Consider the following 12,218-nt stretch of genomic DNA (forward strand, 5'->3'; position numbering starts at 1 on the left):
TCGGCGTCCTTCTGGGAGGCGGCGGCGGCGGCGTCGAAGACGACGGCGACCTTGACCTGGCCGGTCAGCGGCGGGGTCGTGAAGCCGACGGTCTTGGCGATGACCTGAACGTCCTTCGCACCGACATCGGCCCAGGCAGGAGCACTGGCCAGCACTCCCAGGGCAAGTAAAAGAGCAGCAGCTTTTCGCACGGAACCCTCCAATTCGGCAATCCGGCGGACGTAACCGGCCGAACATCGACGGCATTCATCTATTACTGCATCGCAATGTAATCAATATTAACGTGTGTTTACTTATAACTCCCCGAACTGCTGCGGCAAATTTGCATCATTAATGATGTCATAATTCTGCGATATCGATCTGCGCTTTCGGGCCGCGGCGCTTCGCAAAATGGCTGAAGCCAGCATGCAAGGCAGCCGCGCCCTGCATGCTGGCTTCAGGCGTGCTCCCGCTCCGGCCGTCCGCTTTAGACGGCCGGAGCGAGGTTCCCTCACCCGCGCACGCGCATCAGGAAGGCATCGACCTCGCGTCCCAGGGAGGAGGACTGCTGCGTCAGGTCCTCCGCCGCGGTCAGGACGTGGTCCGCGCTGTCGCCGACCGTCCGGGCCGCATCGCGGACCTCCGCGATCGTATGCGACACCGCGCCGGTGCTCGCCGCCGCCTGCTGCACGTTCCGGCTGATCTCCTGCGTCGCCGAGGACTGCTGCTCGACCGCGGACGCGATGCCGCTCGCGATCTCGTTCATGTGCGAGATCGTCTCCGTGATCTCGCGGATCGATTCCACCGACTGCTTCGTACGCGTCTGGATCGCTTGGATCTGCCCGCCGATCTCCTCGGTCGCGCGCGCCGTCTGGGTCGCCAGGTTCTTCACCTCGCTCGCCACGACCGCGAAGCCCTTGCCGGCCTCGCCGGCACGTGCCGCCTCGATCGTCGCGTTCAGCGCCAGAAGGTTCGTCTGCCCCGCGATGCCCTGAATGATCGCCACAATGTCGCCGATCCGCTCCGCCAGCTCGGCCAGCTGGCCGATATCGTCGTCGGTCCTGCGGGCGCGCTCGACGGCATCGCGGGAAATCCGGGCGGAATTCTCGACCTGGCGCGCAATCTCGCCGATCGAGGCCGACATTTCCTCGACCGCGGTCGCGACGGTCGTGACGTTGCTGGTGACCTCCTGCCCGGCATTCGCGACCTCGCTCGACTGCCGGTACGCATCGTCAGCCGCTCCGCGCATGGTGCTCGCGCTGGCCTTCAGACCGGCCGAGGCCTCGGAGACCGTCTGCACCACGCGCTTCACACTGGCCTCGAACCCCTCGGCCAGCTCGCTCATGGCGCGCTGGCGCTCGGCCTCGCTCTCGGCGCGCAGCCGCTCCTGCTCGGCCTGCATCTCGCGGACCTTCACGATGTTCTCGCGGAACACCGAGAGAGACCGCACGATCGCGCCCAGCTCGTCGCGCCGGCCCAGCCGGTCGATGTCCACGTTGGTGTCGCCGTCGGCCAGCTTCAGCGTCGCGCTGGCGATCGCCCCGACCGAGCGGCTGGTGTTGTGCCCGATGAGCCAGGTCAGCAGCGCAACCAGCGCCGTCGCGATCGCCGTGATCACGACGAAGGCGGTCACGGTGCTCTCGGCCTGGTCGGCCGATGCGGCGGCACGGCTCCGCGAATCCGCGACGGATGCCGAGACGATCTTGCCCGTAAGCTTGGACAGGTGGTCGAAATTGGCTTCGAACGGCTTCATGAAGGAGACGACGCTGGCGAAGTCGATCTCCATCATGGCCGCGACGAAGGCGGTGGCCTCCTTGTACTTCGTGAGCTCGGCGGTCACGCTCTCGACGTCGGCGACCTGGTCGGGCGAGGCGTAGCCGTCCCGGTACTGCTGGAGATCGGCGATGATGCCGTCCAGCCGCTTCGCCAGCGCGGCGATCTGCTCGGCGCCCTTGCCGCCGGAATCGTTGGCGGCCTGATGGCTGAGGATGCTGAACAGAGCGCCGTTGGCGGCCTGGATGCGAGCCGCGATGTCCGAGAGCCGGATCGCGCCTTCCATGTTGCGGTCGACGATCGTGCGCGACTGCTCGACCTGACCGTTGAGCTGGAGGGTGCCGAAATAGGCGAGCAGGCAGGTGAGCGCGATCGCAACGCCGGGAGCGACGGTGAACTTGAGCGCGAAGCCCCAGCTCGAGAGTTTCAGGCGTTCGAGTGACATGGTTTTCCTCGTCACGTCTCTAGGTCCACCGGACGCCCGGGTGCCGGATTGCACCCGGGCGCCTCCCGGTCTGATCAGAAGTTCGAAGAGAGCGAGAACAGGATCCGCCGCTCCTCGGGGTAGCCCGAGGTCAGGCGCTGCGAGTCCTGGGTGATGTTGAAGCCGGTCGCGGCGAGCTGCACACCCTCGGTGATCTCGTAGCCGACCCGCGCCGCCAGGGTGAGCGAGGACGGGATGTTGGAGCTGCCGACCGTGAGGAAGTCGGACGAGCTCCTCAGCATGTCGGTGCTGGAGATGTACTGGCCGAACAGATTGGCCTCCCACTTGCCGTGGGTATAACCGAGCTCCGCACTGAGCTTGTGCCGCGGCGTGCTGTCCTCATGGTTCACGGCCGTGGCGGCGAAGGCCTCATAGTCGTCCTTCACGACCTCGAAGGCGTAGCCGACCTTCCACGACCAGTCGGAGCCGATCTTGCCGCGCAGCGAAGCCTCGGCGCCGACGGCCTTGGAGTCGCCGACGTTGTCGGTTTCCGAGACGATGGCGAGGGGGCTCGAGACCAAGGGCCGCGAGGCCGAGCGCACGTCCTCGTTGGTCTGGTAGTAGACCGAGGTACGGAGGCCGCCGCCGATTTCCTTGATGGCTCGGTCATAGGCGAGCTCGTAGTTCGTGACGATCGTCGGATCGAGCCTCGGGCTGCCGTAGCTGCCGAAGAAGAAGGGCCCGAAGAACGACGCCTGCATGTTGCCGAACTCGAAGAGGCTCGGCACGCCCACGCCGCGGGCCACCGACAGGCGCACGGTGTCGATGTCGGTCGCCTTGTAGACGAGGCCGCTGTTGAAGCTCGGCTGCGTCAAGCTGCGGTCGTAATCGTCGTTGGTGAAGGGCGCGCTGGCGCCTCCCTGGAACGGACCCGAGCGGTCCAGCCGCAGGTGATCCAGGCGAAGGGCGTTGACCAGGTTCCACTTTTCCGAAATCGCCCAATCCCACATGCCGCCCACGGAGTAGACGTCGTAGGAGACCTTGGCGTCGGTTCCGCTGATATCCTTCAGCTGGTTGTTCCGCCACTCCGCCGAGACGCGGAAGCTGTGGTCGGTGCCGACCTTGAAGAGATCCTGGATTTTGGCGACGCGGACCGTGTTGTTGAAGGCCACGTTGAGGTTGGAGGTGAACGCGTCGACATCGGCCACGTTTTGGTAGGCGGTCGCCTCGACCAGGCCGATACCCGTGTTCGCGGTATAGGTCAGCTTGCCCGACCAGAGTTCGTAGTCGCCATTCGCGTAGAAGTAGCTGTTCACCATTTCGGTGCGGCGCTCATGGACGCCCGTGAACTCCGCGCCGAGCTGCGAGTCGGGCGTCACCTGGGCCAGCACGTTGGCCGCGAGCGAACGCCGCCGGGGCGACAGCGAAAGGGTGTCGCGCTCGCCGGGATCCGTGACGTTGGTATCGAAGTTCTCGGCGTTGTAGCCGCCCGTCGAAAGCCGCACGCCGACCTTCTCGCCGAGCTTGAAGGTCGTGACGGCCGACCCCTCGCGGTAGCCCTGGGTGCCGGTGCGGACGGTGACGTTGTCGACGTCGTCGTAGAGCGGGCTGTAGGTGATGATGTTGACGACGCCGCCGACCGCGTTGAAGCCGAACAGTGCGGTGTTCGGACCCTTCACGACCTCGATCTGGCGGATTTCAGCCATCTGGACCGGCAGCGCGTCCCAGTTCGTCATGCCGTAGTGGTCGAGATAGACCTGGCGGCCATCGACCAGCACAAGCAGGCGCGGATTGAAGGAGCTGTTGTAGCCCCGGACCGAGACTTCCGACTGCGAGACCGCGAAGCGGGCGACATCGAGGCCGACGACGCGCTGCAGGATGTCGGGGATGTTGGTGGCGCCGGTGCGGCGGATGTCGTCGGCGGAGATGATCTCCATGCTCACCGGGGCGTCGCTGGCGCGCTGCGGCTTGCCGGTGGCCGAGGTGGTCACGGGCTCGCCGAAGAGCTGCTCGAGGGAGCCGTAGTCAATGGTCTGGGCGGCCGCCGGCAGGGCGAGCGCGATCGCCGTCGCGGTGCCGAGGACACCGCCGAGGAACTTGTTCATCGAAGTCACCTTCAGGGAATTGGGTGTGGTTCGGAGGGACGCGGCGGCGCCTCAGATCTCCGAGATCATCATGCGGAAGGCCGGGGCGAAGGCGACCGAGGAGGCCTCGGCGGCGGCCTTGTTGACCAGGATCTCGACCTTGGGCTCGCTCTTGACGCCCATCACGCAGCGCCCGGCCTGCACGCAGGCGGCATCGGTCGAGACGCTGAGGACCTTCTTGGCCTTGGCGGCGGCGAAGACCTTGTCGTAATGGGCCGAGAGGCCGGTGGTGACGAAGGCGATGGCGGCGCCGTCGAGCCCGGCCTCGACCTGGTCGACCGGCACCATGACCGGGACCAGGGTGGCGGCCCCGGCGGCGAGCCCCGCGCCGAGGATGCCCTTGAGGGCTTCGGCGTCCTTCTGGGAGGCGGCGGCGGCGGCGTCGAAGACGACGGCGACCTTGACCTGGCCGGTCAGCGGCGGGGTCGTGAAGCCGACAGTCTTGGCGATGACCTGAACGTCCTTCGCACCGACATCGGCCCAGGCAGGAGCACTGACCAGCGCTCCCAGGGCAAGCAGCAAGACAGCAGCCTTCTGCACTGTATTTTCCTCTTTGGGTTACGCCGACCTTTGCCGGCCACGGTTCCACCTCCACCTTTTGTAGTAGCCAATCCGGCTTATTTCAATTTCTATTAAATATTCTGCTTATTACATTCGAAGATTTCTTTGCGAACAGCCCTGTTCTACGCCGTTTCATTGAGCTGGTTTCTTTCCGTCGGCGCCTATTCGCGATTATTTCACCTTTCGCGAAAGGGCGTTTCGGATCGCATGCGCCGGGACGCCGAGGACGGCAGAAGGAAGCAGAGTGGCGACGCCGCCCGGCTGCGTCAGTCCGTGTGGCCGGGCCGCGAGCGGGTGATCGCTTGGCTGAGCAGGATCACCGGCAGGATCCCCACGGCGACGATGGCAAGCGCCGGGGCCGCCGCTTCGGCCAGCCGCTCGTCCGAGGCCAGGCGGTACACCTGGACCGCCAGGGTCTCGAAATTGAAGGGCCGCACGATCATCGTGGCCGGCAGCTCCTTCATCACGTCGACGAAGACCAGCAGGGCCGCCGTCAGCAGGCTGCCCAGCATCATGGGGGCGTGGACGCGCGCCAGGGTCCGCCCCGGCGTGTGGCCGAGAACCCGGGACGCGTGATCCATGCTGGGGCGGATCTTCGCCAGCGAAGCCTCGACCGTGTTCAGCGACACCGCCAGGAACCGCACGAGATAGGCGAAGACCAGGGCGGCGATGGTGCCGCTGAGCACCAGCCCGGTCGAGATGCCGAACTGGCCGCGCATAAGGGCGTCCACCGCATTGTCGATGCGCGCGAAGGGGATCAGCACGCCGATCGCGATCACCGAGCCCGGGATCGCATAGCCCATGGCGGCGACCCGCACCGCCGCCTTCAGCGCCGGCGAGGGGTGCAGGCGCAGCCCGTAGGCGAGCACCAGGGCCAGCAGCACCGCCAGCGCCGAGGTCAGCGCCGCCAGGGTCAGCGTGTGGCGCGCCATCACCCAGAAATCGGCCGGAAGGATGGCTCCCTCCTGCCCCAGCGCAAGCCGCAGGAGAGCCCCCGCCGGGACCACGAAGCCCAGCAGCAGGGGCAGCGCGCAGGCCGTCAGCGCCAGCATCGCGCGGGCGCCACGGAGCGGCTGGCTGGGCAGCCGGCGATAGCGCCCGGTCGTGTGATGATAGCGCGCCCGGCCGCGCGACCAGTGCTCCAGCAGCACCAGCGCCAGGACGAACAGCATCAGCACCGAGGCAAGCTGGCTGGCGGCCGTCGGCGCGCCCAGGGCGAACCAGGTCCGGTAGATGCCGGTGGTGAAGGTGTCGACGGCGAAGTACTGGACCGTCCCGAAATCCGCCAGCACCTCCATCAGCACGAGGGCCAGCCCGGCGACGATGGCGGGCCGGGCCAGCGGCAGCGCGACGCCGACGAAGCTCCGCCAGGGACCGCGCCCGAGGGTGCGGCTGACCTCCAGCACGCAGACCGACTGCTCCAGGAAGGCCGCGCGCGCCAGCAGATAGACATAGGGATAGAGCACGAGCGACATCACCGCGACGGCCCCGCCGAGCGAGCGGATGTTCGGGAACCAGTAGTCCTGGCGGCTCCATCCGAACAGCGCGCGCAGACCGGTCTGCACAGGCCCGACGAACTGGAGCAGGTCGGTATAGGTATAGGCCATCACATAGGCCGGGACCGCCATCGGCAGCAGCAGCGCCCATTCCAGCATCCGGCTGCCGGGAAAGCGGCACATGGTGACGAGCCAGGCCGTGCCGGTGCCGATCACCAGCGTGCCGAGGCCGACCCCGGCGACCAGCAGCGCCGTGTTGGCGACATAGCGCCAGAGCACCGTCGAGGCCAGATGGCTCCACATGCCGCCGCTGGGGGCGAACAGGGTTCCGAGCACCACCAGGACGGGAAGGGTCACCAGCGCCGCGATGGCCAGGGCCGCGAGCGTCCATCCGCTGGGCAGGCGGCGGCGCGGCAGGGCTGCGGCAGGTCCGGGCAGGGTCTCGGTGCTCACCGGCCCAAGGTGGGCCAGGTGAAAACCATTCTCAATGGTGAAATCGCCGCAGCAGGACCCTTCCCGCACCCATGCCGGCAAGCAGTCGCGCCGGGACTTCGAAGTACATCGAAGTCGGCACGCCCGGCCGCCCCACTTTTGTCACGTCGTTTGTCCCCGCCCCGTAAAAGTCCGGAAAGATTTCGGCGGCACCGTCACAACCGGTGCGGGTTTCGCAATCGCCGAGCTCGCGCCGCGATCCCTGACAGTCGAAAGAGAAGATGATGCCGATAGCAAAATACCGGATCGATATCGAAGTTGCGGGCCAGCAGTACCAGGGCTCACCCGTCATGGAGATCTATGCCGACGGCCGGAAGATCGCGTCCGAAGCCGTGACGGGCAAGTTCGTGTGGTGGGACGACCCGGCGAACGCATGGCAGACCTTCTCGTACGACCTGGACGCGCCGTCCCTGGGCCGTATCGAGGTCCGCTTCGTCAACGACCTAGCAGGCATCGACGGGGACCGGAACCTCTTCATCTCCAAGGTCAGCGTCAACGACGTGGTCGTGGGCGGCATGCGCGAGCTGTGGAGCGACGGATCGCGCAGCTTCGACGCCTCGACCGTGCCCCCGCTCGGAAGCGCGCCGCCCACGGACCCGCAGCAGCCCGTGCCCGCCCCGGTCGAGGTGACCCCGACCAATCCGGCGCTCGGCCTGTGGGTCGGCCCCAACGAGCAGTACAAGACCCTGGCCGAGGCGGTCGCCGCGTCCAAGGCCGGCGACACGATCCTCCTGCGTGCCGGTACCTACGAGAACGACTGGATCAACGTCGACCATGCCCTGAGGATCGTGGGCGTCGACGGCAAGGCCCATCTGAAGAGCACCGACCAGATCGACAACGGCAAGGCCATCATCGTGGCCCGCGCCGACCTGCAGATCGAGAACCTGGAATTCTCGGGCGCCTCCGTCTCGGACGGCAACGGCGCCGGCATCCGCTACGAGGCCGGCCAGCTCGTCGTGCGCAACTCGGTCTTCCGCGACAACGAGAACGGCGTCCTCGCGGCCTCGAACAAGACCGGCACGATCACCATCGAGGGATCGAGCTTCCTGCGCAACGGCGCCGGCGACGGCTACACCCACGGCATCTACGTCAACGAGATCGCCAGGCTGACCGTCCGCGACAGCGTCTTCGAGGGCAACCGGATCGGCCACTCCATCAAGAGCCGCGCACTCGACACGCTGGTCGAGGACAACAGCATCAAGGATGGCCCCTTCGGCAGCACCAGCTACGGCGTCGACATCTCCAACGGCGGCACGGCGGTGATCCGGAACAACGAGTTCCACAAGGGCGTCTCGGCGGACAACAGCGCGTTCATCGGCTTCGCCATGGAAGGCAGCCGACCGACGGATTCGCTCCTGGTCGAGGGCAACGTCTTCCGCAGCGACTTCGAGGGTACGACCGCCGTGTTCTCGGGCTCGTCCAGCACGGTGCGGCTGGTCGGGAATGACTGGAACGACCCGGAGATCACCCGCATCTCGAACGGCGCCCATGCCGTCGAGGCGGGCCCCACGCCGAACCCTGGCTCCAACCCCGGCCCCGGCACCGATCCCGTCCCCGGCCCCATTGAGGAGCCCAGCACCTCGACCATCGTGCTGCGCGTCGCATCGGACCACTATCTCGGCGCCGCGCAGTTCAAGGTGACCGTAGACGGCCAGGTGGTGGACCAGGTGTTCACGGCCACGGCCGACCACCGCGCGGGCCAGTGGGGCGAGGTCACGCTCACCGGCGACTTCGGCGCCGACGGCCCGTCGCAGGTCGAGGTGACCTTCCTGAACGACAAGTATGCCGGCACCTCGGCCAAGGACAGGAACCTCTGGGTCGACAGGATCACCGTCGACGGCAGGACCTATGAGGGCGAGTCGGCGCTCAAGAGCCGGGCGGGCCAGGCCATGGACTCCTCCGAGATGCTCGGCCAGACCGGCACCAAGCTGCTCTTCGACCTGACCTCCGTGACGCGGCCGGTGCCGGGCTTCAAGGCGGTCGCGGACTGGGCGTCGGGCGGCGCCGTGGCGCGGACCTTCACCGGGACCAGCCGGGACGATGTCATGAAGGGCACCGATGGCAACGACCGCCTGAATGGCGGCACGGGCGCCGACACCATGACCGGCGGCAAGGGCGACGACACCTACCGGGTCGAGCGCGCCACCGACAGGATCGTCGAGAAGGCGGCCCAGGGCATCGACACGGCCGAGGTGCAGACGACCGCCTACACCCTCCCCGAGCACGTGGAGAACCTGGTGATCGTGACCAGTGCCGGCGCACGCGTCGTCGGCAACGCGCTGGACAACGTGATCCGGGGCGGCTCCGGGGCCGACCGGATCGAGGGCGGCGCGGGAGCCGACCTGCTGTCCGGCGGGGCGGGTGCCGACCGCTTCGTGATCAAGGACGCGGCCCATGGCGGGGACGTGATCCTGGACTTCGAGCGCGGCAAGGACACGCTGGACCTGACCGGCGCCATCAAGGGCCGAGCCGGCGCGTGGATCGACCTGGTCCAGGTCGAGCGCGGCACGGCGGTCGTCATGCGCTCCGGGCACGATGACCTGGGGCTCGCGCTCCTGGAGGGCGTCGATGCGCAGGACCTCAGCGTCTCGGCCGGGCTGGTCGTCTAGAGCGGATCGCGCGGATCCGCTCCGACGCCGCCGGGCCGGCCGGGACCTGACCTCAGCCGTCCGTCGCCCTCGTGATGCCGGCGCTGCGGGAGGTCGGGGCCGGGGCCGCCTCGGAAACCGGCGCCGGCGTCGGCGCCGGCTGCTGGCCGAGTTCGCCCGGGCGCGGCTCGTAGAGCCGTGTCCGCGGTGCCTGGTCGGCGTCCGCGGCCTGGGCGGACTCACCGCCGGGGGCAGCCCCCGCGGCCCGCATCCCGGCCGCGGCGGCGGCCAGGGGCCCGACCGGCCGGGTCCGCAGCCGGTCGTCGGAGATCTCGACGACGCCGAAGGAATCCGCCGCCTCGTCGAAGCGCGTCAGGCCGAGCTCCAGAACCTCGGCCGCCGCGCGCCCGACATCCTCGGCCCCGTGCCGGTCCAGGACATCGGCCAGCTCCGCCGCCGAACCGGCCGGGACACGGGCCACCAGCAGGGTACCGCCGCGCAGGACTCCGTCGGCGTAGACCAGGGCGCGCTCCTCCGGGATGCCCTCGGCCGCCAACCCGCCGAGGAGCCCGCCCGGGGCCGCTCCGACGGGGACGGCGTTTGCGGGTCCCTCGCGCAGGGTCCCCTCCTGCCTCGCGGGCAGCGGGTCGCCGGGGTGGGCGTCGCCCGAGCCCCGCTCCTGGCCGGAGGCCATGCGGAGCGGGGCTTCGGCCATGTCGGCACGGGTGAACAGACCGACCCCGTCGGCACCGAGGCCGAGCGCGCGCAGCGCCTCGACCGCCGCCCGGGCATCCTCGGGCCGCGGGAACAGCGCGGCGACGGTCACATGCGGCGCATCTGGGGTCATGGCGGATCTCCCCTGGGTCTGTCTCGTGGCCATCAACCGGGCCGCCCGGGCGTGGTTCCGGCACGGCGGGCGGACCCTTAGGTCCTGAACCCTCAGGCTGCCCCACCTTTCGGCTCCGAACCCTTAGCAGGCCATGGATCGTGTTGACTTGGCGCGCGCGGTACGAACACCATCGCCGCTGCAAGGCGGGGCACGACCTCCGCCGGAGAACAGGGAGATACCAATGAAAAGCTGGTCCGCCGCCTTCGTCGGCGGCCTGATGGCCGCAACCGCCCTCGCCTCGTCGGGTGCCCTCGGCGCCACACCGCGCGACACCGTGGTGATGGCGAAGCAGATCGACGACATCATCTCGCTCGATCCCGGGGAATCCTTCGAGTTCTCCGGCAGCGAGGCGGTGGGCAACATCTACGACAAGCTGCTGACCTTCGACCTGGCGAACGTCTCGGACATCCGCGGCCAGCTCGCCGAGACCTGGTCGGTCTCCGATGACGGGACGACCTACTCCTTCAAGATCCGCAAGGGCATCAAGTTCCACTCCGGCAACCCGGTCACCGCGAAGGACGCCGCCTGGTCCTTCCAGCGCGCCGTGATCATGGACAAGCAGCCGGCCTTCATCCTGAGCCAATTCGGCTTCACCAAGGACAACGTGAAGGAGCGTATCCAGGCCGTCGACGACGACACGCTGGTGATTCGCACGGACAAGGCCTATGCGCCGACCTTCTTCTTCTACTGCCTGACCGCCTCCGTCGCGTCCGTCGTGGATTCGAAGCTCGCCATGCAGCACGAGAAGAACGGCGATCTCGCGAACGAGTGGCTGCGGACCAACTCGGCCGCGTCCGGCGCCTACAAGCTGCGCCGCTGGGAGCCCAAGGAAAGCTACACGCTGGAGGCCAACGAGGCCTATTGGGACGGCGCGCCCAGGAACAGGCGCGTGGTCGTCCGCAACGTCGGCGAAGCCGCCTCGCAGCGCCTGCTGCTCGAGAAGGGCGACGTCGACTTCGCCCGGAACCTCGAGAAGGACCAGATCGTCGGCATCTCCGGCAACAAGGACCTGAAGACCACCCAGGGCGTGAAGGGCTCGCTCTTCTACATCAGCCTGAACCAGAAGAACGAGCAGCTGCGCAAGCCCGAGGTCATCGAGGCGATCAAGTACCTGATCGACTACAAGGGCATCGAGGAGAACCTCCTGAAGGGCCGCTACCAGGTCCACCAGGCCTTCCTGCCCAAGGGCTTCATGGGCGCGAGCGAGGCGGCGCCGTACAAGCTGGACATCGCCAGGGCCAAGGACCTGCTGGCCAAGGCCGGGCTCGGCAACGGCTTCCAGGTCACGATGGACGTCCGCAACATCTCGCCCTATACGGACGTGGCCCAGGCGATCCAGGGCAGCTTCGCCCAGGCCGGCATCAGGCTCGAGCTGATCCCCGGCGACGGCAAGCAGACCCTGACCAAGTACCGGGCGCGCAACCACGACATCTACATCGGCGAGTGGGGCCCGGACTACCAGGACCCGCACACGAACGCCCAGACCTTCGCCATGAACCCCGACAACTCAGACGAGGGCAAGACCAAGACGCTGGCCTGGCGCAATGCCTGGGACATCCCCGAGATGACCAAGGCGACCGAGGCCGCAGTTGTCGAGCGCGACGCCGGCAAGCGCGCGCAGATCTACAAGGACCTGCAGGCGCAGCACCAGAAGGTCTCGCCCTTCGCGATCATGTTCCAGCAGATCGAGGTGGCGGCACACCGCGCCAATGTCGACGGCCTCGTGATCGGGCCGAGCTTCGACAACAACTACTACAAGAACATCGTCAAGAAGTAGGAAGCCGGCCGCCTTGTCCATCGGACAGAGCCTGCCGGGGACGGGTGCCCTCGCATCCGCCCTCGGCGGCTTCCGCCGGGCCTACGGCCTCGTCG

General features: G+C 67.8%; 8 protein-coding genes. 2 read left to right on the forward strand and 6 right to left on the reverse strand.

All coding sequences use genetic code 11. The features are described from left to right. The 5 genes from JUB13_RS24575 to JUB13_RS24595 all read right to left on the reverse strand — a co-directional run. On the reverse strand, positions 1–191 hold a 191-nt coding region (locus JUB13_RS24575; protein ID WP_207483735.1), incomplete at its 3' end, for a hypothetical protein. 299 nt (positions 192–490) lie between these two features. Then, a complete protein-coding gene (locus JUB13_RS24580) occupies positions 491–2,197 on the reverse strand; it encodes a methyl-accepting chemotaxis protein (protein ID WP_207483738.1) in 1,707 nt (568 codons plus the stop codon). A 74-nt stretch (positions 2,198–2,271) separates the two neighbouring features. Next, positions 2,272–4,281 (reverse strand): TonB-dependent receptor plug domain-containing protein, encoded by a 2,010-nt coding sequence (locus tag JUB13_RS24585; RefSeq protein WP_207483751.1) that lies wholly within the window; start codon positions 4,279–4,281, stop codon positions 2,272–2,274. 51 nt (positions 4,282–4,332) lie between these two features. Then, entirely contained in the window at positions 4,333–4,860 is a 528-nt protein-coding gene (locus JUB13_RS32125) for a YfiR/HmsC family protein (protein WP_207483754.1), read from the reverse strand. Positions 4,861–5,147: 287 nt separating this feature from the next. Further along, on the reverse strand, positions 5,148–6,830 hold the full coding sequence (locus tag JUB13_RS24595; RefSeq protein WP_328703005.1) for an ABC transporter permease: 1,683 nt from the start codon (positions 6,828–6,830) through the stop codon (positions 5,148–5,150). A 260-nt stretch (positions 6,831–7,090) separates the two neighbouring features. Here JUB13_RS24595 and JUB13_RS24600 point away from each other — a divergent pair, with 260 nt between their 5' ends. Next, entirely contained in the window at positions 7,091–9,478 is a 2,388-nt protein-coding gene (locus JUB13_RS24600) for a carbohydrate-binding domain-containing protein (RefSeq protein ID WP_207483757.1), read from the forward strand. Between the two features lie 52 nt (positions 9,479–9,530). On the opposite strand, the gene JUB13_RS24605 is transcribed toward JUB13_RS24600, so the two are convergent. Further along, on the reverse strand, positions 9,531–10,304 hold the full coding sequence (locus JUB13_RS24605) for a hypothetical protein (protein ID WP_207483760.1): 774 nt from the start codon (positions 10,302–10,304) through the stop codon (positions 9,531–9,533). A gap of 223 nt (positions 10,305–10,527) precedes the next feature. Between JUB13_RS24605 and JUB13_RS24610 the strand changes: the two genes are divergently transcribed. Beyond that, positions 10,528–12,123 carry an ABC transporter substrate-binding protein gene (locus JUB13_RS24610; protein ID WP_207483761.1) on the forward strand — a complete coding sequence of 532 codons (1,596 nt, stop codon included), beginning with the start codon at positions 10,528–10,530 and terminating at the stop codon, positions 12,121–12,123. Positions 12,124–12,218: the final 95 nt, after the last annotated feature.

The organism is Arenibaculum pallidiluteum (genome assembly GCF_017355985.1).
Classification (GTDB): domain Bacteria; phylum Pseudomonadota; class Alphaproteobacteria; order Azospirillales; family Azospirillaceae; genus Arenibaculum; species Arenibaculum pallidiluteum.

Bases quoted from the DNA above. Each gene is read 5' to 3' on its own strand.
- JUB13_RS24580 (WP_207483738.1), bottom strand. From the start codon at position 2,197: ATGTCACTCGAACGCCTGAAACTCTCGAGCTGGGGCTTCGCGCTCAAG.
- JUB13_RS24585 (WP_207483751.1), bottom strand. From the start codon at position 4,281: ATGAACAAGTTCCTCGGCGGTGTCCTCGGCACCGCGACGGCGATCGCG.
- JUB13_RS24600 (WP_207483757.1), top strand. From the start codon at position 7,091: ATGATGCCGATAGCAAAATACCGGATCGATATCGAAGTTGCGGGCCAG.
- JUB13_RS24605 (WP_207483760.1), bottom strand. From the start codon at position 10,304: ATGACCCCAGATGCGCCGCATGTGACCGTCGCCGCGCTGTTCCCGCGG.
- JUB13_RS24610 (WP_207483761.1), top strand. From the start codon at position 10,528: ATGAAAAGCTGGTCCGCCGCCTTCGTCGGCGGCCTGATGGCCGCAACC.